The organism is Nocardia sp. CC227C (assembly GCF_030767025.1).
Classification (GTDB): Bacteria; Actinomycetota; Actinomycetes; order Mycobacteriales; family Mycobacteriaceae; genus Nocardia.
This window is the reverse complement of record NZ_JASITE010000009.1, coordinates 38,775-61,178: the sequence shown is the minus strand read 5'-3', so window position 1 is coordinate 61,178 and position 22,404 is coordinate 38,775. Positions and strand designations below refer to the sequence as shown.

28 protein-coding genes and 1 pseudogene are annotated in these 22,404 nt (G+C 67.4%); 13 read left to right on the top strand and 16 right to left on the bottom strand.

Features of this window, described 5'->3' with window-relative positions; genetic code table 11:
* Nucleotides 1-45 precede the first annotated feature (45 nt).
* The gene (locus QMO76_RS19505; protein ID WP_306362750.1) at nucleotides 46-522 is read left to right on the top strand and encodes a helix-turn-helix domain-containing protein; all 477 of its coding nucleotides are present in this window, start codon (nucleotides 46-48) and stop codon (nucleotides 520-522) included.
* A gap of 62 nt (nucleotides 523-584) precedes the next feature.
* The gene (locus QMO76_RS19500) at nucleotides 585-1,358 is read left to right on the top strand and encodes an isocitrate lyase/phosphoenolpyruvate mutase family protein (protein ID WP_306362749.1); all 774 of its coding nucleotides are present in this window, start codon (nucleotides 585-587) and stop codon (nucleotides 1,356-1,358) included.
* Between the two features lie 176 nt (nucleotides 1,359-1,534).
* Here the strand turns inward: QMO76_RS19500 and QMO76_RS19495 are convergent, their stop codons facing one another.
* On the bottom strand, nucleotides 1,535-1,834 hold the full coding sequence (locus QMO76_RS19495; RefSeq protein ID WP_306362748.1) for a hypothetical protein: 300 nt from the start codon (nucleotides 1,832-1,834) through the stop codon (nucleotides 1,535-1,537).
* A gap of 174 nt (nucleotides 1,835-2,008) precedes the next feature.
* Between QMO76_RS19495 and QMO76_RS35380 the strand changes: the two genes are divergently transcribed.
* From QMO76_RS35380 to QMO76_RS19480, 4 genes are all read left to right on the top strand, one after another.
* Nucleotides 2,009-2,254: a winged helix DNA-binding protein gene (locus tag QMO76_RS35380; RefSeq protein WP_372342020.1), complete on the top strand. Its 246-nt coding sequence runs from the start codon at nucleotides 2,009-2,011 to the stop codon at nucleotides 2,252-2,254.
* Between the two features lie 50 nt (nucleotides 2,255-2,304).
* Nucleotides 2,305-3,081 carry a metalloregulator ArsR/SmtB family transcription factor gene (locus tag QMO76_RS19490; RefSeq protein ID WP_306362951.1) on the top strand — a complete coding sequence of 259 codons (777 nt, stop codon included), beginning with the start codon at nucleotides 2,305-2,307 and terminating at the stop codon, nucleotides 3,079-3,081.
* A complete protein-coding gene (locus QMO76_RS19485; protein ID WP_306362747.1) occupies nucleotides 3,081-3,578 on the top strand; it encodes a hypothetical protein in 498 nt (165 codons plus the stop codon). The genes QMO76_RS19490 and QMO76_RS19485 overlap by 1 nt, the downstream gene beginning before the upstream one ends.
* Nucleotides 3,579-3,781: 203 nt before the next feature.
* Entirely contained in the window at nucleotides 3,782-6,346 is a 2,565-nt protein-coding gene (locus QMO76_RS19480) for an AAA family ATPase (protein ID WP_306362950.1), read from the top strand.
* Nucleotides 6,347-6,381: 35 nt separating this feature from the next.
* On the opposite strand, the gene QMO76_RS19475 is transcribed toward QMO76_RS19480, so the two are convergent.
* Nucleotides 6,382-6,738 (bottom strand): hypothetical protein, encoded by a 357-nt coding sequence (locus tag QMO76_RS19475; RefSeq protein ID WP_306362963.1) that lies wholly within the window; start codon nucleotides 6,736-6,738, stop codon nucleotides 6,382-6,384.
* Between the two features lie 439 nt (nucleotides 6,739-7,177).
* Here QMO76_RS19475 and QMO76_RS19470 point away from each other — a divergent pair, with 439 nt between their 5' ends.
* Entirely contained in the window at nucleotides 7,178-8,548 is a 1,371-nt protein-coding gene (locus QMO76_RS19470; protein WP_306362746.1) for an FAD-dependent oxidoreductase, read from the top strand.
* A 166-nt stretch (nucleotides 8,549-8,714) separates the two neighbouring features.
* Here QMO76_RS19470 and QMO76_RS19465 read toward each other — a convergent pair whose 3' ends face one another.
* Entirely contained in the window at nucleotides 8,715-9,365 is a 651-nt protein-coding gene (locus tag QMO76_RS19465) for a TetR/AcrR family transcriptional regulator (protein ID WP_306362745.1), read from the bottom strand.
* A 65-nt stretch (nucleotides 9,366-9,430) separates the two neighbouring features.
* On the opposite strand from QMO76_RS19465, the gene QMO76_RS19460 reads away from it, so the two are divergent.
* Entirely contained in the window at nucleotides 9,431-10,450 is a 1,020-nt protein-coding gene (locus tag QMO76_RS19460) for an oxygenase MpaB family protein (RefSeq protein ID WP_306362744.1), read from the top strand.
* Nucleotides 10,451-11,797 carry an oxygenase MpaB family protein gene (locus QMO76_RS19455; RefSeq protein WP_306362743.1) on the top strand — a complete coding sequence of 449 codons (1,347 nt, stop codon included), beginning with the start codon at nucleotides 10,451-10,453 and terminating at the stop codon, nucleotides 11,795-11,797.
* Nucleotides 11,798-11,850: 53 nt separating this feature from the next.
* Here the strand turns inward: QMO76_RS19455 and QMO76_RS19450 are convergent, their stop codons facing one another.
* Entirely contained in the window at nucleotides 11,851-12,156 is a 306-nt protein-coding gene (locus QMO76_RS19450; protein ID WP_306362742.1) for a hypothetical protein, read from the bottom strand.
* A gap of 166 nt (nucleotides 12,157-12,322) precedes the next feature.
* Complete coding sequence (locus tag QMO76_RS19445) at nucleotides 12,323-13,054, bottom strand: SDR family oxidoreductase (protein ID WP_306362949.1); 732 nt, start codon at nucleotides 13,052-13,054, stop codon at nucleotides 12,323-12,325.
* Between the two features lie 81 nt (nucleotides 13,055-13,135).
* Here QMO76_RS19445 and QMO76_RS19440 point away from each other — a divergent pair, with 81 nt between their 5' ends.
* Together QMO76_RS19440 and QMO76_RS19435 are read left to right on the top strand one after the other, a co-directional pair.
* The gene (locus tag QMO76_RS19440; RefSeq protein ID WP_306362741.1) at nucleotides 13,136-13,477 is read left to right on the top strand and encodes a helix-turn-helix domain-containing protein; all 342 of its coding nucleotides are present in this window, start codon (nucleotides 13,136-13,138) and stop codon (nucleotides 13,475-13,477) included.
* A 158-nt stretch (nucleotides 13,478-13,635) separates the two neighbouring features.
* The gene (locus QMO76_RS19435; protein WP_306362740.1) at nucleotides 13,636-14,418 is read left to right on the top strand and encodes a GntR family transcriptional regulator; all 783 of its coding nucleotides are present in this window, start codon (nucleotides 13,636-13,638) and stop codon (nucleotides 14,416-14,418) included.
* Between the two features lie 73 nt (nucleotides 14,419-14,491).
* Here QMO76_RS19435 and QMO76_RS19430 read toward each other — a convergent pair whose 3' ends face one another.
* From QMO76_RS19430 to QMO76_RS19420, 3 genes are all read right to left on the bottom strand, one after another.
* Nucleotides 14,492-14,785 (bottom strand): hypothetical protein, encoded by a 294-nt coding sequence (locus QMO76_RS19430; RefSeq protein WP_029932308.1) that lies wholly within the window; start codon nucleotides 14,783-14,785, stop codon nucleotides 14,492-14,494.
* Nucleotides 14,786-14,882: 97 nt separating this feature from the next.
* Entirely contained in the window at nucleotides 14,883-15,095 is a 213-nt protein-coding gene (locus tag QMO76_RS19425) for a hypothetical protein (protein ID WP_282782182.1), read from the bottom strand.
* A gap of 187 nt (nucleotides 15,096-15,282) precedes the next feature.
* Entirely contained in the window at nucleotides 15,283-16,104 is an 822-nt protein-coding gene (locus QMO76_RS19420) for an SAM-dependent methyltransferase (RefSeq protein ID WP_306362739.1), read from the bottom strand.
* 315 nt (nucleotides 16,105-16,419) lie between these two features.
* On the opposite strand from QMO76_RS19420, the gene QMO76_RS19415 reads away from it, so the two are divergent.
* Both QMO76_RS19415 and QMO76_RS19410 read left to right on the top strand, forming a co-directional pair.
* Nucleotides 16,420-16,650, top strand: a complete 231-nt coding sequence (locus QMO76_RS19415; RefSeq protein WP_029932310.1) for a DUF397 domain-containing protein — start codon at nucleotides 16,420-16,422, stop codon at nucleotides 16,648-16,650.
* 87 nt (nucleotides 16,651-16,737) lie between these two features.
* Nucleotides 16,738-17,622 (top strand): helix-turn-helix transcriptional regulator, encoded by an 885-nt coding sequence (locus QMO76_RS19410; protein ID WP_306362738.1) that lies wholly within the window; start codon nucleotides 16,738-16,740, stop codon nucleotides 17,620-17,622.
* 120 nt (nucleotides 17,623-17,742) lie between these two features.
* Here QMO76_RS19410 and QMO76_RS19405 read toward each other — a convergent pair whose 3' ends face one another.
* From QMO76_RS19405 to QMO76_RS19370, 8 genes and pseudogenes are all read right to left on the bottom strand, one after another.
* Nucleotides 17,743-17,991 (bottom strand): hypothetical protein, encoded by a 249-nt coding sequence (locus tag QMO76_RS19405; protein WP_306362737.1) that lies wholly within the window; start codon nucleotides 17,989-17,991, stop codon nucleotides 17,743-17,745.
* Between the two features lie 300 nt (nucleotides 17,992-18,291).
* Nucleotides 18,292-18,432 (bottom strand): hypothetical protein, encoded by a 141-nt coding sequence (locus QMO76_RS19400; protein ID WP_306362736.1) that lies wholly within the window; start codon nucleotides 18,430-18,432, stop codon nucleotides 18,292-18,294.
* Between the two features lie 79 nt (nucleotides 18,433-18,511).
* The gene (locus tag QMO76_RS19395; protein WP_306362735.1) at nucleotides 18,512-18,964 is read right to left on the bottom strand and encodes a hypothetical protein; all 453 of its coding nucleotides are present in this window, start codon (nucleotides 18,962-18,964) and stop codon (nucleotides 18,512-18,514) included.
* Nucleotides 18,965-18,975: 11 nt separating this feature from the next.
* Nucleotides 18,976-19,413, bottom strand: a complete 438-nt coding sequence (locus QMO76_RS19390; RefSeq protein WP_306362734.1) for a hypothetical protein — start codon at nucleotides 19,411-19,413, stop codon at nucleotides 18,976-18,978.
* An 83-nt stretch (nucleotides 19,414-19,496) separates the two neighbouring features.
* Nucleotides 19,497-20,423, bottom strand: a complete 927-nt coding sequence (locus QMO76_RS19385) for a glycosyltransferase (RefSeq protein ID WP_306362733.1) — start codon at nucleotides 20,421-20,423, stop codon at nucleotides 19,497-19,499.
* Nucleotides 20,424-20,465: 42 nt separating this feature from the next.
* Nucleotides 20,466-21,185 (bottom strand): metallophosphoesterase, encoded by a 720-nt coding sequence (locus QMO76_RS19380; protein ID WP_306362948.1) that lies wholly within the window; start codon nucleotides 21,183-21,185, stop codon nucleotides 20,466-20,468.
* 38 nt (nucleotides 21,186-21,223) lie between these two features.
* Complete coding sequence (locus tag QMO76_RS19375; protein WP_306362732.1) at nucleotides 21,224-22,060, bottom strand: BON domain-containing protein; 837 nt, start codon at nucleotides 22,058-22,060, stop codon at nucleotides 21,224-21,226.
* 28 nt (nucleotides 22,061-22,088) lie between these two features.
* A pseudogene (locus tag QMO76_RS19370) lies at nucleotides 22,089-22,298 on the bottom strand (Rieske 2Fe-2S domain-containing protein); the annotation flags it as partial.
* Nucleotides 22,299-22,404: the final 106 nt, after the last annotated feature.

The following is a 22,404-nucleotide window of genomic DNA, read 5'->3' as shown; positions in this document are numbered from 1 at the left end:
CCGTCGCAGCTTGCATGATGCAAGTCATCTGGTAAATTGGCTGACATGCTGGGAAAGGCGTACGAATCGCAGGTGTGCTCGATCGCGCGAGCGCTCGAAGTGATCGGCGAACGCTGGAGCCTGCTGATCGTTCGCGACGCTCTCTTCGTGGGAGCGACGCGGTACAGCGATTTTCAACGCAGGCTCGGTATCGCAACCAACGTGCTCAAGGTCCGGCTCGACAGCTTCGTCGAGACCGGAATCATGCGCCGCCACAAGTACTCCGAGCATCCCGATCTGTACGAGTACCTGCTGACCGACAAGGGGCGCGCCCTCGCTCCTGCGCTGATCGCGCTGACCGAGTGGGGGGATCGGTGGGCGGCCGATGGCGAGCCGCCGATTCTCTATACCCATTCCGTGTGCGGAGCCGGAATCACCGCGCAGACAGTGTGCGTCCACTGTGGCCGAGTAGATGACCCGAGCCAGGTCAAAGCGGTGATCGGCCCCGGTATGCCCCCGGGCCGGATAACGGGACGGCTCTGACCTCGGCGACAGCCCGGTCGCGCTCGGCCACCGAACTCGAGCCTGTTGATCAGAGGAGACCGATGTCCATCCAGCCGAACGTACTGAAGACCCGCGCCGACACGCTCCGCGACCTCCATCACGGTGACATGCTCGTGCTGCCCAATGTGTGGGACGCGGCCAGCGCGATTACTGTGGCCGAGGCGGGATTTCCCGCGATCGCCACCACCAGCGCCGCTATCGCGGCGATGCTGGGCTATCGCGACGGCGAGGGCGCACCCTGGCCGGAGATGTTCGCGGCCGCCGGAAGGATCGCCCGCGCGGTATCGATCCCGGTCTCCATGGACGCCGAAGCCGGATACGGAATGCCGCCACGCGAATTCGTGGACCGCCTACTCGCGATCGGCATCGTCGGCTGCAACCTGGAGGACACCGACCACCGGGCAGGCGGTCTGGCCGAGGCGCCCATTCAGGCTAGGCGGCTCGCCGCCATCCGAGCCGCCGCCGATGACGCGGGTGTGCCGATTGTTATCAATGCCCGCATCGACACTTTCCTGCCCACCTCGGGAATTCCGGAGCCGGACCGCCTGCCCGAAGCCATCCGCCGGGCTCGCCTGTACCTGGAAGCTGGCGCGGACTGTGTCTACCCGATCGGAGCCCGCCACCCGCAGGAGATTGCCGCCGTCGTCGCGGAATCCGCTGCTCCGGTCAACGCCAATACTGGTGAGCTCCTGAGCCTGGACGGCCTTCGCGACCTGGGCGTAGCACGAGTCTCCTATGGCCCCCGCTTCTATCGCGCAGGCTTGGCGGAGCTGCGGACCGCTGTCCGGAAATTATCGCCTGAACTGCCCAGGTGATTCGGGAATACCCTGTTGGTCCCCGAAGAAGATCGATTCGCTGGCACCGGTAGTGATGTGACCCATTGGCATGCGCCCCGCTGTCGGTGCCACATTGGTTGAGTGCGAGGAATGTAACGGCTTCGAATATGGCGGAGCGCCTGACTGTAACCGATGTCGCGCCCTCGTCGATGGCATCATCGTCGTGCAATATCGCTCATGGGTTTCGCTACGCCGCGGTTGAGACTGATCGCCCAGGTGCTCCGCCCGGGAACGAGCATGCCGTTCGAGTCAATGTCTCGGTGGTGCGCCGACCACAGACAACGTCTGCTCAGGAACTGCTTGCCCGGCGCCTGCTCCTTCCTGCGTTGCTGGTCGGATTTCTGCCGACTACCGCCGAAGCTCAGCGTTGGAGCTCGATGATCAAAGCCGATCCGGAGCCAGGCGAGGCTGCGGTCTTGATCTCGGCGTGGCTCCGCAGCCAGGATCTCCTTCATAGAGGTTGAAGCTTCCCGACACTCCGGGGTAGTTCAAGGGCGATAGATCGGACAAAGATTACACAGAAGCGGCGAAAGTCCGCGGGCAGATTTCGCATCGTAGGTGAGTGACGACATTGCCGATGATGACGGGATCTACCCGGTCGCAGACGCTGGTGTGAACGTGGCGTATGGGTGAAGCCCACGAATAGGGGCAAGCACACCGCTGACATCCCCTCAGCGCAGGTCATCGGAACGCTCGAGCGTGCCGGTTATGTCACCCGCATCGACGACCCCGGCGACGGCCGCGCCAAGTTGGCCTGCCTCACCGCCCGAGGCCGCGCGGCGACTCGAGTGCTGGGAAGCAGTACTGAAGCTGTCCTCGCCACCGCAGAGCCAATGACTGGAGCCGATCCACGGGTCGGCACTGCGACGTGTTGACATATGCAGGCAAATACCTGCATAATTTCGGCGTGCGATCCGACCCCGACATGGACACGGTGTTCAAGGCGCTGGCCGACGGCACCCGTCGACTGCTGCTGGACCGGCTGCGGGAGCGCAACGGCCAGACGCTGCGCGAGCTGTGCGAGCGGGTCGATATGGCCCGGCAGTCATTGACCCAGCATCTCGACATTCTCGAGCGGGCCGGGCTGGTGACCGTGCTGCGGCGCGGTCGTGAGCGAGTGCACTACATCAATCCCACACCGATTCACGACATCGAACAGCGCTGGATCTCCGGCTTCGATCGTCCCCGACTGGATGCCCTGCGCGCCATCAAGAACCAGGCAGAGGAATACGCCATGACCACCACCGTGCCAAGCTACGTCTACGTCACCTATATTCACGCCAGCGCCGAGCAGGTGTGGAAGGCGCTGACCGACTCCGACCTGACCGCCCAGTACTGGTTCCACGAGAATGTGTCCGACTGGCAGCCCGGCTCGCCCTGGGAGCACCGCCGCGCCGACGGCTCCGGCACTATCGACGTCGTCGGCAAGGTGCTCGAGGCCGAACCGCCCACCAAGCTGGCCGTCACCTTCGAGGATTCTCCCGAGGAGGACCGCTCGCCGTCCGTGGTCACCTTCCTGATCGAGTCCTACCGGGATATCGTCCGACTCACCGTCACCCACGAGAACCTGCCGAACGAACAAATGCGCCGAGGTATCTCGCGCGGCTGGCCGTCGGTGATCGCCAACCTCAAATCCCTGCTGGAAACCGGCAAGGTCCTCCCGCAGGCCCCGTGGGAGATGGACTCGGCGGTGCACGCCTGATGTTGGACACCACCGCATTGCGCGATGCCTACGACGCGCTCTTGGAAGCCGCTGCCGCCGTGGCCGATTCGGCCCACCTTCGGACGCCCCCGCCGGGTGAGTGGAATGCCGATCGGATCCTGGCCCACGTCTGCCTCGTCACCGCGGGCACCATCGCCGCGGTGGCGGCGGTCGCGGCGGGCGAACACACCACCTACGACAATCGCCATGCCCTCGACGGCTGGACCATCGACCGCGTGGCCGAACAGGCGGGCGGATTCTCCGGTCTGCGCGAGCGCCTGCACCGCCAGGCCGAGATCCTCTGCGGCTTCGGCGGACCCGCCCTGTCCGATCCCGAACTCGACAGCCCCGTCCCGCTCTTCGCGCTCTCCGCAGGTGCTCTGCTCACCGACACGGTCGTGCCGCTGCGCGGGTTGTTCGAGGGGCTGGCCGACATCGAAATCCCCACCCACACCCGGCAATTGCTGGCCCTGCTGCCCGAGGAGGCCACCGTGTGACCTAGGAAAGGTGCCGGAGCAAGGGCATTCGTTCCGGCCCTCGCGGACGTCAGCGGTGTCGTGGTCGGGCCGGTCACATCGAACAGCGTGTAGCGAATGCCCTCGAGAGTCAGCGGCGCTGCTGAGGGATCGCGAAGCTGGTCGATCGGGGAAGGCTTGTGCACGTACCATTCACTCTCGTGGAAGCGCCAGCGCGAGGCCGTATGGGTGGCCCGCCTGTACCCGACCTCGCTTTCATGGGTCGGGACCGAGAGTTACGAGAAATCCGGGCACTGCTGGGTACGGCCCGGCTGATAACTTTGACCGGTCCGGGAGGGATCGGCAAGACGCGATTAGCCGCCGAGACGGTCCGCGAATACCGTCGTGCGCGCGCCGGGCGAGCAGCTGTTTTCTGGGTACGGTTGGCTCGTTTACCCGGGCGATGCGGCGCTACGGCGGTGACGGAGGAGATTGCTCATGCGGTGATCGACAGCGACTTCTCCGGGCGTTCGACCTGGGAAGCTCTCGTCGGCGTCTTGTCCCGCACCGGCACTAGCGGTCACCCTCCACGCGCCGTATTGGTGCTCGACAACTGCGAACACGTGCTCGCCGGCGTGGCCGACGTGCTCGTCGACCTGCTCGAGGCCATCCCGGAGTTGACCGTTCTCGCCACCAGTCGCGAACCCATCGGCTGGGTCGACGAATGCGTCGTGCGGGTTCCGCCGCTACCGCGTCGGCACGCGCTGAGTCTGTTTCGGCAACGGGCCGAGCTCACCGGTTATCCCCTCACGGCCGCGGACGAGACCAGCGCCGCCGCCATCTGTCGTCGCGTACACAATTACCCCCTGTACATCCAGTTGGCTGCCGCACGCCTGACCCATCAGCCACCGGCGGTGATCCTGCGGGGACTCACCGGTCAGGCCGACGACGCTCGTCTGCGTTGGTCACGCAGCCCCAGGTCCGGTGCTGATCCCCGTCATCGGGGGGTCAGCGACGCGATCACCTGGTCGTACGAGTTGTGCACCGACAAAGAACGCCTGTTGTTCGACCGCCTGTCGGTCTTCGCAGCGGGCTATGACACCCACCCCGACGACCGCGACGGCACCGCGGCGGACGTGGGGACCGAACTGGAGGCCATCCAGGCGATCTGCGGCGACGGCGACCTCATCGAGAGCGGTGACGTGGGGGTGGCGCTGGCCCCGGACGAGATCGAGACCGTGCTCGAACGACTCGTCGACCACGCGTTGGTGTCGACCCTGCGAACATCGAACACGGTGCGTTACGCCCTGGTGGAGACCTTGCGGGTATACGCCCAAGACCGGCTCCGCCTACGGAGCCGCAACGGGGTCGAGGAGCCTGACCGCCTCGCCGAGCGGCATCTCCGCTATTACCGGGACACGATCTGTCACGCCGCTACTCACTGGCCCACCTCGGAGGGACAGCATCTCCTGGGATGGTCTCGCACGGCCTGGGCCAACACAGCCATCGCACTCGAGACCAGCCTCACCACTCCCGCCCGCGCCGCACTCGGTGTGGAAATCTGCGTCGGGCTGCTCACCATGCAGAACTACGTCAACGGTTCGATACGAGAGATGCGCGGCTGGACCCAACGCTGCCTGGACGCCGCTCGGGACGGCAATGCCCGAACGACCGAACTTCACATCGCGGGCATGGCTGCCATAGCGGGGCTCGCCCTGCATCAAGGCGACATGGAAGGCACCGAGCGGATACTCGAGGACTGCGTCGCCAGCTGTATCGACGATCCGGAGACAAGGGCCGGCTGGCGTAATAGCGCCGAAACGGACATCGGGCTACCTCCCCACGTCGAACGAGCATGGGCACAGGAACTGCTGATCGCCCACAGCGACCCTCGTGCCATCGACGTATTCCTGCGGGCTCGAGACAAGTTCCTCACCCAGCACGATCATGGTCAGGCATCGATATGTGAAATGAACGCTGCCTTCACGGCGAGTCTGCTGGGGACGGCCGAGCAATCCCGGGCGATTACGAAGCGCTACTACGATCGCGTCAATTCTCCTGGAACACCATGGGAGAGATCCTGGGCCGAGCTCGCCTGGGCGGTCGCTGTGGCTCGGCATGGTGATCCTGGCGAGGCCGTGGAGCTCGAACGGTCATCGCTGGCCTATCAGCTCACCGTCGATGACTGGCTGATCGGGATGTGGGCCGTCCAGGTGCATACCTGGACACTGGCACGCCTTGTCGCCGAACTCCTGGCAAGCAACCACTCCGACCGCGCTCGACTCGTGGCGCTTGCCACCGAAATCGCCCGACTTACCGGCGGGACGGCAATCATGGCCGAGCGGTTCGGCTTGGCCATCAATGAAATCGGCCCTTTGAGCGCGAGATCGGTCGAGGCCGTTGTGGTAGCCCGTCGAGTGCTGGGCTCCCATGCCTACGCTGCGGCGGAGGCGTGTGGCAGGCGCCTGCGTCCCGAATACCACGAGACACAACGACTCGCGCTGGGAACCATGTCCGTCGACTCTCCATTGAACTCTCGCCCGGACAACCACGGACCCATCTCCCGTTGGCATGAGCTGACCCGCACCGAACGGACGGTCGCCATCCTGGCCGCGGCCGGTTGGACCAATCCCGCCATCGCTGCACGCCGTGGCAAGTCCACCAGAACGATCGATGCGCAGATCACAGCCATCCTTCGGAAACTGGTGGTCGCCTCCCGCGAGGACATCATCGAACACATCCCTCGGGAGACCATCGATGACGTCCGCGCCGAAGCTACAAACCAACCCGTTCGAAAGAAGCGGCGCTAGGGATCGTAGTGAACTGACTCATGAACGCAGAGGTTTCATAGGCCCCTTGTCGACGCAGATCGCATGGCAAGCAATCTGGGGGTCATCAGCCGTCCGATCCGATCCGGCCCGGCCGCACGCAGCAGGATCGTCATCGCGACCGGCATAAGCAGCCCGCCGCTGGCGCCCTGCACGACTCGGAAAGCGGGAGCGTCGCGATCGATGAGTGCGAGCAACTCTGCCAACGACAAGAACGCCTCGTTGACTGTCAATCCGCGGAACCAGTCGTGTAGGCGCAGATACGGCTGCGGCGGCGGAATCGGATTCGGTGGAATGGCAGAAGGGCGGGGTGGCAATGACCTGAATTCGATCTCTGGCCAGACCCACTCCGGGGTTTCCGCCTTCGCGTCCACAGCTCGGCAAGCTCTTCCGGATCAGGGTCTCGCTCGTCCGGACGGGCGTCACTGTCGTCGGCCATGCTCTGAGTTTGAGATCGCGCGTATCGCATGGCCGTTCTTCCGAGACCGTTGTGATATACCCCGTACCGGTATAATTCTCGTCCCGTCTTCATCCCGTCGCGTATGTGGAATTGTCGGGCATCAGCGGGAAGCGTTGGGACTTGTCGAGATGAAGTTCATGCAGGTAGAAGCCAAGAAACCGTCTCTGCTCAGGCGGCCCCGAACCCGCCCGAGATCATGAAGGAGATCATCTCCCGCTCCCTGTGAGCACCGCGCGCCAGCGCGGCGGGATTCCCGCTCGGGTGGTCGAATTATCGTGCGGTGCTTGGATTGTCCGGAGTAACGTCCCCGAACGGAAGGCAAGTAGGAACAGGTTCTGGTTCGGGGAGCTCTCATGGACGATCCGCGGCGCTATGTGGTGATCGGGGGCGGGCTCGCCGGGCTCGCCGCCGCGGTCTGGCTGGCGGAGGCGGGCAAGCGGGTCACGCTGCTGGAACGGCGCGGACGGCTGGGCGGTCGCACGCACGCCCTGCGGGTCGCGCCGGTGCGGGACATAGCCGACAACGGGCAGCACGTCATCGCCAGTGGATACGAGCATCTGTTCCGATATCTGAGCAGTGTCGGCACCCGGGAGTACGTCGCGTTCCCGCACCGCGGGGTGCTGCGCTGGCCCGGCGGCCGGGCGACGGTGATGCGGACCAGGGGCCTGGGCGCGATCCGCACCTTCCTGGGCGCGCATCCGGATGCCGGTCCGGCCGACCGGATCCGCGCCGGGATCGCCACCGCGCGGCTGGGCTGGGAATGTCTCAACCAGCCCGCGGACCTCGCCGACCTGTCCACCGCGCAGTGGTTCGAACGTATCGGCATGCCCGCCACCGCCCGGGAGGCGCTGTGGGATTGGCTGGCGCTCGGCATCGCCGCCGAACCGGTCGAGCAGGAGTCGGCGAAGGTGTTCGCCGACGTGCTGGCCACCGGCATCCGGGTCGGCGCGCGGCACCGGCGGGCGGTCACCATCGGCTACCCCACCACCGATCTGGACACCCTCTTCGTCACCGGGGCGCAGCGGGTGTTCGCGAAGTACGGCGTGGACGTGCGGTATCGGGCGGTGGTGCGGCGCGTCGGCATTCGCGACGGCGCGGTCACCGGGGTACTGCTGGCCGACGGCAGCGAACTGCCCGCCGACGCCGTGGTGTGCGCGGTGCCGAACTCGGCCATCGCGGGACTGCTGGACGACCTACCCGAGCACGACGAGATCTATTCCGCCGCCGACAAATTGGGGTACACACCGATTGTCAGCACCAACCTGTACCTGGATCGGCCGCTGGGCACCGAGGGCGAGTTCGAGGCGCTCATCGGCGGCGCGGGCGTCATCGACGAGGTGTTCGACCGCCAGCGCATGCACGGGCGCGACACCGCGCACGGCTGGCTCTACTGCCTGACCACCAGCGGCGCGTACGAGCAGATCCACAAACCGCACGACGAGGTGGTGGCCGAACAGCTGGCGCTGCTGCGGCGCTACTACCCGGCCGCCCGCAACGCCGAAGTGCGCCACGCCCAGGTGGTGCCCATGCCGCGCGCAACCTTCTCCCAGGTGGTCGGCACCGACGGCCTGCGCCCCGATCAGCGCACCTCGGTGCCCTCCCTGGTGCTGGCGGGGGACTGGACCCGCACCGACTGGAGCGCCACCATGGAGAGCGCGGCCCACAGCGCCGCCCGCGCCGTCGACCTGCTGCTCGCCCTGCCCGTCGCAGCGACGGTGGCGTGATAGGAGGGGCTGTCGCCGCGGGTGGGTCGGCGCGTGGCCGGTTCACCGCAGGGGTGGTCGCGGCGCGGTCGGTTCCCCGAACCGGTGGTCGCGGTGTGGCCGGTTCACCGAACCAGTGGCCGTAGCGCGACCGGTCCACCGCACAGGTGTTCGCCGCGCGGTCTGATCACCGCTCGCGTTCTGCTCGCGGCCGGAAGTAGTTCAGCACCAGGCGGGTGATCTCGGCGAGGAAAGTGTCGCGCGGAATCGGCGGCCGGTCGAGCACATAGCGCACGGTGAGATGCTCCACGGCGCGCACCAGCAGCCAGGCGGCGGCATCGAAATCGACATCCGCGGGCACCTGCTCGCGCCGCAGCGTGAGCGCCACCCGCGCCAGTTCGCCGATCTGCTGTTCGAAGGCGACCACGGCGGTGCCGGAGGTCAGCCGCGGCGTCTGCTCGACCACCGCCCGCAGCAGTTCCGGATGGTCGCCCAAGGCGTCCAGCAGGACGGTGATCGCTTCCGGCACACCCACTTCCGGCGGAATCGTCAACTGGCTGACGACGTGGGCGCGCACCCGGTCGGCCACCGCGGCGGTATACCGCTCGATCACCGCCGAGACGATGGCGTCCTTATCGGGAAAGTACTGGTACAGCGAGCCGGGGCTGATCCCCGCCGTCGCCGCGATCCGGTTGGTGGACGCCCCGTCGTAGCCGTGCTGGACGAGCACCGCCTCCCCGGCGTCCACGATCCGGCGCACCATGGCCCGCGACCGCTCCTGGCGGGGTGTCTTGCGCGGTGGTGCGGGGGTGGCGGGTCGCTGTCGTCTCGGTGGCATGACGGTTGTGCCTCATCTACTGGACGCGAATTGAATGCGAGCGTTTATTCGTGTCAGCGTAGGTCATGGTGTTACACAATGTGGTGGAGCACGAGCCGCGTCCCGAGCCCGAACCGCTCGGCCCGGACTCGCTGACCTGGAAGATCTTCGGCTCCCTGTACTTCGCGCCCACCGGACTGTTCCTCGGCATGGTGCAGAACATGCACCCGGGCTTGGGCGCCGGGGTGGAATTCCACTCCGAGATCGCCGACGAGTTCTATCAGCGGGTGCTGCGCTCCGCCTATCCCATCGTCGGGGTGGTCTTCGACGGGCCGCGCGCCCGGCGCACGGCCCGCGAGATCGTCGGCTACCACCGCGATATCAAAGGCGTGGACGGGCAGGGACGGCGCTATCACGCCCTCGATCCCGGCACTTTCTACTGGGCGCACGCCGTGTTCTTCGTGCAGACGCTGCGCGCCGCCGAGCTGTTCATGGGCGGGCTGACTCCCGAGCAGCGCGAACAGCTGTGGCGCGAGCACTATCAGTGGTACGAGATGTACGGCATGAGCATGCGGGTGGTGCCGCGCAGTTGGCCGGAGTTCCAGCGCTACTGGGACGAGATGGTCAGCACCGGGCTGGAGCCCACCCGAGCGGCTCGGGATGTCTACCACCTCGCCGACACCGCGCCCGTACCACCGTTCCCGGTGCTGCGGTGGATACCGAAATCGCTGTGGGAGAACGTGATTCGCCCCACCGGCGCGCGGTTCTACCAGTTCGTCACCATCGGACTGTGCGATCCGCCCATCCGCCGCACCATGGGGTTCACCTGGACCGCACGCGACCAGTACGTCTTCGATCGGCTCTGTGCCGCCCTCTCGGCCATGAATCGGGTGACCCCCGACGAGGTGAAGTACTTCTTCCCGCGTATCCGCGCCGGTCGCCGCCGCGTCGCGGGCAAGCGCCCGGCCTGGCTGGCGCCACCGGAGGCTCCCGAGATCCTCTGGCCCGCACCCGAACACCGCGGCGAGGCCAAGCACTACTGCCCGGTCCACGCCGACCACGGCAGCACCGCCACCACTCGCTTCCGGCAGCTCACGGGGTTCTGAATGATGCGCTCACCGACCGATATCCGCCCGCATCCCTACGACTACTACTACCGGCCCGGCATGCCGCTGCGCCCGCCGCCGCCCCGGGCGGTGCCGTCGGAGCTGTGGTACCGGCCGCGGCGCGCCATGCTCGGACCGTGGATCGACGTCCGGCCGGAACCGGTCGACACCCCGCGCACCCGGCTCATGGCCGATCACCTGTGGCAGGGCGACGAGCCCATGGACGCGGTGGTGCGGGCCTTCGCCCGGATCGGGAACACCCGCTGCCGGGCACTGCTGGACCAGGCGCTCGCGCACGGCATCGACAGCCTGGACGATCCGCCGCCGGAGCTGGTGGATCTCTTCGCACAGCTGGACAATCCGCCGGACTGGTTCGATCCCGAACTGTGGGAGTACGGCCGCCGCCGCTGGATCAATGTCTCCCTGGCCGGGAAGCTGGCCATGGGGGTGCAGGATTTCATGGGCACCTTCGTCGGCGCGGAGGTGGCCTCGGCCACCGGGGCCACCGGACGCTTCGTCAACGACCCGTACCGGCGCAATCTGGAGACCGCGAACTGGTTCCGCAGCGTCACCCTACCCGGTGCGCTCGACCGCTGGTCACCGGTGTTCGCAGATACCGTGCGGGTGCGGCTCATGCACGCGCAGGTCCGCGCCGGACTGCGCCGCCGGTGGGGTGACGAGCATTTCGCGCTGCACGGGAACCCCATTTCCAACGCCACCACCATGGGGGCCGCGGTCACCTTCGGCATCTCGCCCATCTGCTTCGACCATGTGCACGGGCGGCGCTGCGGGACCGAGGAACTCGACGCGGTCATGCACTACTGGGCCTATATCGCCCGTGTGTTCGGGGTCGCCGAGGAGCTGATTCCGCGCTCGGCGCGCGAGGGGATGGAGATGGCGGACTTCATGGTGGCGACCGCGGGCACCGCACCGGAGTGGACCGCGACCATGGCGAGCGCGGCCACGAAACCGTTCGCGGGCACCGGCGTCGGCGATCGGGCGCGGGCGCTGGCCACCGCGCCGCTGGTGGGCCTGCTCGCGTATTACAGCAGTGCGGGCCTGGTGCGGGCGCTGCTCGCCGACACCCCGCTGCGCGCGGTCCCGATCCATCCGTGGCGGGAGCTGACCGGGGTCGCGGCCACCGCCGCGGTGCGCTGGCGCGCCCTCGACGACCGGCTGCCGGGAGCGCGACGGCGGATGCTGCGCCGCTCGCACCGCGTCGACCCGATGTGGGATGTGAACACCCGGGTCGCCCGGGTGCTCGCCGCGCGCGCCGGAATTCGCGGCACCCCGTACGACCAGCACGACGGCACGGCCGACGGCGCGGCGCGCTGTCCGGTGCGCTGATGCTGGCGGCGGGGTGGTGCCACGCGTCGACTGGGCGGTGCCGCGTGTCTCGACTAGGCGGTGCCGCCCGCGATGGCCAGGTAGACGATCATGAGGGTGAACAGGAACCAGCCCGCCCCCTGCCAGATCGGCCACGCCCCGCGCCGCCGCCAGGCCCGGAACGCGAGCACGAAGGCGACGATGCCGCCCACCAGCAGCACCGCCCCCGGTACGAAGACGAGCACCGCCCGCGAGGGGTCGGTCGCCAGCTCGAGCACGGCGACCGCGAGGGCGGTGAGCGCGACCACGCCGCCGACGTACCAGGCCGCATGCCGGAACATCTTCGGGTCCGACCACCGCTTCTCGACGTCGTTCACCATATGAGGGGAGTTCCCGCTCCCGGTCCGGATACACCCCGCATCTGTACCGACCGGTCCGTCTAGGTCGGGTCAGCGTGCGTCGGTGGCGAGGCCGAAGCCGAGTGCCACCGGTACCGCCGCCAGCGCTCGCCACGCTGTCGGACGCGGGTGTCGCGCAACCAGGGGTTCAGGAAGTCCGCACCGGATTCAGGAAGTCCGTGCCGCCCACGTAGACGGTGTGGCCGGGTTCGGCGGCCACCGTGGTGGCGTCGGCGACGGCGGTGGCGAACTCCGCCACCGTCGGCAGTGCGCCGTGGTCGCGGCGGTCGGCGACGGCGTCCGGGTCGCGGCGCTCGAGCAGCCGCACGATCATGGTGCCGTCGATCATATCCCCGGATACCACCACGAAATCGATTCCCCGCCGGGAGAATTCGCCGCCCAAGTCGCGCAGTGCCCGCTCCCCGGCCAGCTTGCTGCGCGCGATGGGCTCGTATCCGCCGGGTACCGGGCGGGTCTCGGAGAAGTGCGCCTGATGGCTGGTGACGAAGACGACGCGGCCGCCGGCCCGCAGCCGCGGCAGTGCCAGCCGTGTCAGCCGCAGCTGCGCGTCGCGATTGACGGCCATGGCGTAGTCGGCCGCCGCGCCGTGCTCCAATCCGCCGGAGGCATTGAGCACCAGCACATCCAGCCGCCCGAACTCCGCGGCCACCCCGTCGATGAGTCCCGCCGCCGCCTCGGCATCGGTGATGTCGGCCGCCGCCGTCGACGCGCTGCCGCCCGCCGCCACGATCGCCGCGGCGACCGCCTCGGCGCGCCGCCGTTTCTCCCGGTAGTTGATCACCACGTGATCGCCGCGTGCCCCGAGCACCCGGGCCGTTTCGGCGCCGATGCCCCGGGAAGCCCCGGTGATCAACACAATTCGGCTCACAAGCCACTCCGTCCCGTCATAATGGGCCCCCGCACCAATGCTTCTGATTCAGAATCACTATCCTGCTTCTGAATGAGAAGCGCAAGCGAACCTCCCGCCGCCAGCCGCGCCGATGCCGCGGATCTGCCCCTGCTCGCGGTGATGGATCTGGTAGGGCAGCGCTGGGTGCTGCGGGTGTTGTGGGAACTCGAGCCCGGACCGCTCGGATTTCTGGAGCTGCGCCGCCGGATGGGCAACTGCTCGTCGAGCATGCTCTCGGTGCGATTGCAGCGGCTGCAGAGCGCGGGCGCGGTGGTCAAGCAAACCGATCGGAGCTACGAGTTGACCGCGGCCGGGCGGGAACTCGCGACCGCGCTGGAGCCGCTGTGGGCGTGGTCGCGCCGGTGGGCGGGGGCACTCACCGACGGGGTGTGAGCGAATTTCCGGCGCGTCGCCGCACCGCCCGTCGAGCCGCGCGATCGCCACACCACGAGGCGATTCTCGGCAAATCCCGCGATTCCGCACGCATGTGCGGTTTGCCCGGTTAACACTTAAGCTGTCTGGGACGTAATACGGGTATGGAAGGTGCCAAGATGGGAGAGCGGACGGTCGTCGCGGACGTCGCGGATGAGCTCGCGCGGCGCGTCGCGTTCGGGCAGTACGCCCCCGGCGAGCTGATGCCGTCCGTCCGGCAGGTCGCGGACGAGTTCAAGATGAATCGTGCGACGGCACAGCTGATTCTGGGACGCCTGGAGTCCTATGGCTTCGTCGATGCCCACCGCGGCAAGGGATTCACGATTCGGGATGTGCGCACCGAGGGCGGGGTGGAGGTGTACCGCCGCCTGTTCCGGCTGTCCATGCCCATGCCGGAGGTCGCCCTGGAGATGTTCGGCAGCATTGTCGACGAGGAGCGCGCCATCGTGCTCGACACCCTGCTCGACTACACCGAGGGGGAGCGTCGCATCGATCCGGCCGTGCTCAAGGCCGAGATCGACGAGCTGGAATCCATTGCGCGCAGCAAGGATCCGGATCCGCGGCGGATGCTCACCATCGAGCTCGCACTGCTGCGCCGGTTGCAGACCGCCCTCGGCCACACCATGCAGCGCGCCGTACTGAACTCCATCGGCGATATGGTCCTGGAGGTGCCGGAGGCGGTGCAGGCGTACTTCGCGGCCTCTCCGGACCTGCATGTGCTGGTCTGGCGGGCGCTGGTGGCGGTGTGGGATTCCGACGGTGGACCCAGCGAGGCGCAGTTGGCGCTGTTCGAGGACCTGTTCGGGATGTACCACCAGAAGGTGGTGGCGAAGTTCGTCGAACTGGTCGGTGTGGACACCGCCGCGGCCGAGGGCTCGGTGCGGCACGCCGCCACCGCATAACGCCCGGTCTCGTTGTCTGGGACGAGAATTCCCGGATGCCGGAAATGCCGGAAATGCGGCGAGCCGCTTGCGATTACTGTCCGATGGCGGCGTTCATGATGGTGCCCGCGCTGGTGGCGACGATGCCGCCCACGAGCGCGGCCGCCACCCGCTTGGGTGATTCGAGCGGCCCGCCCTGCCATTTCTCCCAGGCGAACTTACCGCCCGCGTAGATGATCGCGAGGGTTCCGGCCAGGAGCACGAACCAAGTGAAGTAGCGGACCAGCTTGAGCAGCTTGTCCGCCACCGGCGGTGTCTCCGGCGTGGGATTGAAGACCTGTGCGTACAGGTCGGCGGTGATCAAATCCTGTGCGACAGTCACTATCATCTCGGCGCTCGTTCCACTGGCGTTCGTTCCCTCTTTCGGGGGTACCCGCCGCATGCGCTGGTACGCAAGAAATCCCGCCGACCGCGTGGTGCCGCGGTCAGTCGTCGTCGCAGTCCGCGGAGAGGAAGGCCACCGCGGCGAGATACTGTCGGCAGGCGAAGTGCTGGTCATGGGCGCGCAGCACGGCCCGTGCCTGTCGATAGGTGAGAGCGCGCGGCTCCACCGAGCAGTCACCGCTGATATCGGTGAAGTGAGCTTTTCCGGACCCGATGGAGCGAGGTGTACCGGAATGCTGAAGCATCTGAGTCATGGGGACGCCTCTGGCCGCTGAGATATCGGATGGCGACGCTGGCTCGGCGCTTTCCACTACCACCCGGTGCATTCCGGCCTGTTCGTCATCACGAGTTTAAAATGGCGGATCGTGCAGATGCAAGTACATCTGCACGATCGAGCCTCGGTGTTGCGCGGCTTTCGTCCGGTTCGGTGTTGTTGTGGCGTCAGGGTTTACGAGCCACACCGCCGTACGCGGACACATCCTGGATCGAGCCCACCTGTGCCGGGTCCACCCGCCACCGGGTGATGGGAACGAAGCCGGGTTCGACCAACTCCAGGTCCTCGAAGACGGCGGCCAGCTGCTCCTGGGTGCGGGGCTCGTAGGGGACCCCGCCCGATTTGGTGTATTCCTGGCACAGCGTCACGTAATTCGGGTTGTCGACGGTGCCGTCCCAGAACACCAGATAACTGCCGGACGGGACGGCCTCGAGCACGGTGCGCACGATATGGCGCATGTCCTCGTAACTGCGGGCGTGGCCGAGTACCCCCATAAACATGACACCGACCGGTTGGCTGAAATTCAGCACCTGGCGGGCGGAGGTCAGAATGTTGTCCGGTTCGTGGAAATCGGCGTCGATATAGGTGGTGACCCCCTCCTCGGTGGTGGTGGTCAGCAGGGCCCGCGCGTGCGCGAGCACCAGCGGGTCGTTGTCGACGTAGACCACCTTGGCCTCGGGGGAGATGCCCTGCGCGACCTCGTGGGTGTTCTGCATGGTGGGCAGGCCGGTCCCGATATCGAGGAACTGGCGCAGACCCACCTCCCCGGCGAGGAAGCGCACGGCGCGGATGAGGAACTGCCGGGACTGGACGGCCATGGCGGAGATGTCGGGGTCGATCTCCAGGCTGGCGTCGCCGACGACCCGGTCGATGTCGTAATTGTCCTTGCCGCCCATCCAATAGTTCCAGATCCGTGCGGAGTGGGGGATGTCGGTTCGGATCGCGGGATCGGTTTCGGACATGAGGTTCTCCTCGACGAGAGTGCGCACGCGAACGGATGCTGATCTGCCCAGTGACAGTACAAGATTGGGCAAATCCGGACTTGCCGGACGGAGGATTCACCCCGGGGATTAAACGTACCGACCAGTCGTTAATGACTGTTTCGGTTTGCAACTTCGCAGTGCGTGGGCTTCACCAAGATCAAAGCTGTTGTGTTGCAAAGGGTCAGGAACGCCGAAGGGATCGTTTGCGAGCAATCTGCGTGCTATCGTTCTGGTTGCGGTTGCAACTGTAAGAACATCTGATCGAACGTTTGCAAGTACTGGGCACACCGTCTGCGGGCGGTACTTGGCAAGGAGTCGGAAATGACACGCACATCGGCAACCCGGATCGATCCCTCGGAACTCGCTTGGCGCAAGAGCACTTTCAGCAATCCGAGCGGAAACTGCGTGGAAGTGGCGGAACTGTCCAACGGTCTGGTGGCCATGCGGAACTCGCGTGACCCGCTGGGCTCGGTGCTGGTGTACACCCGCCCCGAGATCGATGCGTTCCTGCGCGGCGCGAAGAGCGGAGAGTTCGACGATTTGGCGCGCTGAAAGGTAGCATTGGCAATCGGCGCGGTGGTTCGCGACGATGGGTTGTGGTCCACTGCCGGCATAACCCGAGCATCGGAGTGAGACCCAATGATCGCAGAATCGGCTGTACACGGTCGGGTGGATTCCACTGTCGCCGAGCGTGGCCCGACTGCCCTGCGCATCGCCGTCGGGGGTCAGCTGCGCAAGTTGCGCGAGGCGAACAACATCACGCGTGAAGCCGCGGGTGATCACATCCGCGGCTCGCACGCGAAGATCAGCCGCCTGGAACTCGGGCGGACCGGATTCAAGGAACGCGACGTTCGGGATCTGTTGACGCTCTACGGCGTCGACGATCCCGACGAGCGCGAGGCGTTCCTGGATCTGGTGCGCAAGGCGAATCAGCCCGGCTGGTGGCATCGCTTCGGAGATCTGCTGCCGCCCTGGTTCGAGACCTATCTCGGACTCGAGCACGCGGCCAAGAGCATTCGTACCTACGAGGGCCAGCTGGTGCCGGGGTTGTTGCAGACCCCGGACTACGCCCGCTCGGTGGTGGCGCTCGGGCACGACGCCGATGCCGAGCGCCGGGTCTCGCTGCGCCGCCGTCGGCAGGAGCTGCTGACCGCGCCGGGCGCACCCAGCTTCTGGGCGGTGCTGGACGAGGCGGTGCTCCATCGTCCCGTGGGCGGCGAGAAGGTGCTGGCCGAGCAGATCGAGCATCTGGTGGAGATGTCGAAGCTGCCCAATATCACCATTCAGGTGTTGCCCTACACCGCTGGCGGCCACGCGGCCGCGGGCAGCTCGTTCACCATGCTCCGCTTCGCCGAGCCCGAACTCCCGGACATCGTCTATCTGGAGCAGTTGACCAGCGCTCTCTATCTGGATCGCCGTCAGGATCTGGAGCTGTACCGGCAGGTCATGGACCAGCTGAGCGTGCAGGCCGAGGCGCCGGAACGGTCGCGGGCGAAGCTGCTGGAAATCATCGAAAGTCTGTGAGACCCGGACCTCACAGAACACGGCTCACGCCGGAAGGGGTCGTCACCTGGGTGGCGGCCCCTCCGGCGTGTTCGGGCCTGACCCGGAGCGGGTCGAACCCTGCGGCATGCGAGCCGGGATCTACTGCCGGATGAAGCTCGAGGCGATGCGCCAGAATGCCTCCGGCTGCATCAGGTGTAGATCCCAATCGTTCACCATCGCGTGTGCCGTGGTGACGATGCGCTCGATATCGAAATCGTACCGAGTGGCCGCTCCGGTGGATTCGACCTTGTCGATCACGAATGCCGTTGCCGTCTCGCGGGAATAGTGCTGTTCCTGCCGACCGTTGTCGGCGAACCCGAGTCGGCTGAGGTTGATTGGCTGATTCATGCGAACGCCCCTGACGCCAGGCCGCCGGCTAATCGTCGGCGAAGAATCGCCGACCATTCACCGCACGGCTGTCTGGTAGTCCCCTGTTTGCCTTACAGGCATGAGTCTAGGACCCTGCTCCGCACAGATGCAAGTACATCTGCAACCTCGAATATGCAGGGGGAGCAGGCATTTCAGTATGCCAAAGGTTTGCGAGAGATCATTCTCGAAGTTACTTCGGGACGAAAATCCCGGTGAGGTCGGCCTCCTTGACGGGGGTTTCGGGATTGGCTCGAGCCTGACACATGAGCTTGATGCCGACTATGGCCGCATCGACGGTGTCAGCGGCGGGTTCGGCGGTGAACTCTGTTCTTGTTCCAGGAATTTGCGGACGGTCACGCGCTGCTTTTCACCGTCCTGTGCGACGAATTCACTGCACGGCGTGTCACCGCCTTTGCTCACGATCTCCTCGGCCTCCCGCAGCCCGCGGTAAGCAGTGCGACGGCGGCGACGGCCGCGCCCGCGATACGGTATGTGTACATCAGAATCCCGCCAATCCTTCGGCCAAGCTCTCGATCTGGAGGACCCGCAGCGCATCCGCTCGGACGTCCGGACAGCGCGCGGCGGTGATCTGGTCGACGACGCCCCGATTGTCGACGACGGCGGCGTTCACGCCGCTGTTTCGCAGTGCCCAGCTGTGCACCGTGCCGTTGAACGCCACCCGGCCCAGATCCAGGCCCTGGTCGCGCCAGCCGGGGATGTCGCCGCGCATCATGTCGCACAACCGGTCGGCGGCGGCGTCGGAGACCACGAGCACGCCCGGTGAGCTGATCACCGGACTGCGCGGGGGCGCGGAATCACCGGGCACGGTGGTCTCGGTGGAATCGGAGCAGGCGGTCAGCAGGAGCGCCGCCCCGGCCAGCAGGGCCGCGCGCCGCCGGGTTCCGGCAGTGCAGGACCGCCGGGTTCCGGCAGTGCGGGACATCTCCGGCATGGCCGCTCCCGTCAGTGCCCCTGCGGGTCGGACAGTCGCAACCCTTCGCGCGACTTGACCCGGCGGTGTTCGGCGGTGACCGCGCCGATGCCGAAGCCCAGGCACAGCACCGCGATCACCCCGGCGGCGACGGCCCAGCCGGGGAAGCCGTACGCGGCGGCGGTCAGCGTCCCCGCGAGGGCGATGAGGCCGAGCGCGATGAGGATCAGACCCGGCCAGTTGCGTGAGTTCTGGATGGATTCACCGGCGTGGTGTCTGGTGGTGTGGGTGATATCGGGGTCGTAGCCGCCCTGTCCGCGCTGCTCCGGAACGCCGGAGCCCGGGACGGGCGGAGTATCAGAGCCCGTGACGGGCGGAGTATCAGAGCCCGTGACGGGCGGAGCATCGGAGTCCGGGAGGGGTCCGGACGGTTGACCGTGGATGTCGGGCGACTCGTTTCCGGCAGGCATGATGGCTGGCCTCCTGTGCTGTCGGTCGGGGTGCTATCGCGTGGATACCCGGGGCGGTCCCGGCCAATCGCCGGGAGTGACGATCACGACGCCCGGTCCCGCAGCAGCCGGTCCCAGCGCCGGAGGAAATCCGACAGCGCGAAATTCGCCTGCGCCCAGTGCCGGGCGGCCTTGCCGGTGAGCTCGGCGAACAGCGGTTCGTGCACGAACTGCCGCACCGCCTCGGCGAGGATGTCGGGGTCGGTGGACACCACCCCGGCCTCGGCGGGTACCCCGGCCGACGCCTCGGTGGTGCCGACGGCGACGATCGGCATGCCCAGGTACATGGCCTCGATGACCGATACTCCGAGCGAGGTCCAGCGCGGGGTGTGCACGAACACCCGCCGCAGCGCCAGCTCGTCGTGCAGCCGGGACTGTTCCAGGTCGCCGTGCCCGGTAACGGTGTCCTCGTCGCGGCCGAGCCGGTGGTGCAGCCGTTCGGTGCCGGTGCCGTACACGTCGATCGGCGCGGCGTCGCCGAGCCCGGCCAGCAGGTCCGCGCCCGCGATCCGCCAGCGCCCCACCGGATCGTTGACGATGGTGGCGGCCCGGGGCAGCGCCCCGAGGTACCGGTAGCCGGGATCGATCACGCCGTGTGGCACCACGTGGGTCGGACAGCGGCCGTTGTCCCACATCAGCCGGTTGAAGTCGGTGATGTGCACCAGCGGGATGTCGGTGCGGTCGGCCAGCGGATGGCGGGACAGCGCCGCGTGCTCGCGCGGGGTCTCGTGCTCCACGTACAGGGCGGGCAGATCGCGTCCCGGTCGACGGTCCAGCAACTCCTCGGCGAGCTCGATTTCCCGGGGGCGTTGCAGCACGACGATATCCGGGTCGACGTCGCCGAGATCGTCGGTGGGGGAGTCGATCACGCGATAGCGGTGCCCGCCCTGGACGAAGGCTCTCGTCCAGGGCCCGTGCACATCCCAGAGCAGCACGGTCAGGGGCCGGGGTTCGGTCGAGGCGTCCCTCATACCGGTCGGATGCCCTGCTCGCCTGCGGCGAAACGGATTCGATCAGTCGCACACCGGACGCAGGTCGTACACCGCGAAGGCCGCGCGGATCACCGGCGCGGCCACATTGCGCACCCGGATGCCCCCCGGTGTGGTGCCGCGCTCGTAGCCGGCATGGGCGTGCCCGTGCACGGCGAGGTCCGCGCCGCAGTCGTCGATGGCCTCACCCAGCAGATAGGAGCCCAGGAACGGGTAGATCTCGCGCGGTTCGCCGTGCAGGGTGTCGCTGACGGGGGAGTAGTGGGTGAGGGCGACGGTCACATCGGTGTCCAGTCCGGCCAGCGCGGCGCGCAGGGACTGCGCGAGCTCCACGGTGTGCGAGGCGAAATCGCGCATCTGTCGCTCGCCGAAGACGCTCGCGCACTTGCCCGCGAATCCGCCGCCGAAGCCCTTGGTTCCGGCGATCCCGATGGTGTGCCCGCCGACGGTGACGGTGGTGGCGCTGCCCTCCAGCACGGTGATGCCGTTGTCGTCGAGCAGCGTGGCGATCTCGTCCTGGGCGTCGCTGTGATGGTCGTGATTGCCCAGCACCGCGACGACCGGCACGCCCACCTCGCCGAACTCGGCCGCCACCACCCGGGCCTCGTCCACGGTGCCGTGCCGGGTGAGGTCGCCGGCCAGCAGCAGCACATCGGCGTGGGCGGGCAGCTCGCGCAGCGCGGGCGTGAGCGAGCCCGCGGCGTCGGCACCCAGGTGCACGTCACCGACGGCCGCGATGCGCAGATACGGGCGCTCCGCGACGGCGGCGTCCGGTGCGGTACTCAGGTCAGCTCCTCGGGTTCGGCGGGCACCACCGGGTCCGATATCCGGACATCGTTGTGCACCCGCAGTTTCGGTGCGTGCTCGCGCACCACGGTCTCCAGTTCGCGGCGGCGCTCGGCGCTGGCCACCTCACCGCTGAGCACCACGACGCTGCCCCGAATGGTCACCTGCACACCGAGTTCCGCGGTGCGCGGATCCTCGGCGAAGGCGCGGCGCAGATTCGCCACCAGATACTGCGGCAGCAGGTCCTCTCCCGCGGAATTGCCGTTCATGGACTCACCCTCTCGATCGTGGCTGATACCCAGGTCGTCGAGCAGGCCCAGGAAGGCCCGCGCGTACGGCGACATGCCCGTCTCCGCGCGCACCCGGCCCCAGTCCACCTGCTCGCGCAGATCGCGGGCGATGACCAGCAGCCGGGTGAAGTCCAAGCGGTGCGGATCGAGCACCATGAGCTTGTCGACCATCAGGTCGGTGCCGCTGACCACGGGTGCGGCGGTGGGTCCCACCCGCATCCAGGCGGCGCGGGCGAGCATCTCGTCGGTGACGGTGCGATAGTTGGGTCGGTAGATGATGTCGACCAGGGTGTCGCCGTCGTAGACCTTGGTGAGCCAGTCCTCCGCCGGATCGACCGGCCGCAGCCCGACATTCGTGAGGGCGGTGCGGGCGCGTTCGGCGTCGGCGGGCTTGACGAAGATGTCGACATCGTGGTCGGTGGCCGGTCCGCCGCGCGCGTACACCGCGCAGCCACCCGCGACGGCGAACGGCACCCCGTCCTCCAACAGGGTGTTCACCACGCGCGTGAGCGTGTCGAGCAGGCGGTTCAGGGCGACGACCATATTCGGGACCTACCCGGGAGACGTGCGGTCAATCATGGTCGCGGGGCTCGTCGGCGGCGCGCAGCGAACGGGTGGCGGGACCTTCGAGCAGCGTGCCGTCGTGCCGGAAGCGCGACCCGTGCAGCGGGCAGTCCCAGGACATCTCGGCGTCGTTCCAGGTGAGGATGCCGCCCAGATGCGGGCATACCGCGGACCCCCGGTGTGTGGCGCCGAAGGCGGTGCACACCCCGACGGGCATCGTGCAACCACATCGACGTCATACGGTCCGGACTGCCGCGCTCCTCCTCGTCAACCGGCGTGACCGCGTGATTGGCCGGGACGGCGCGGGGTATGGCGACGGTACG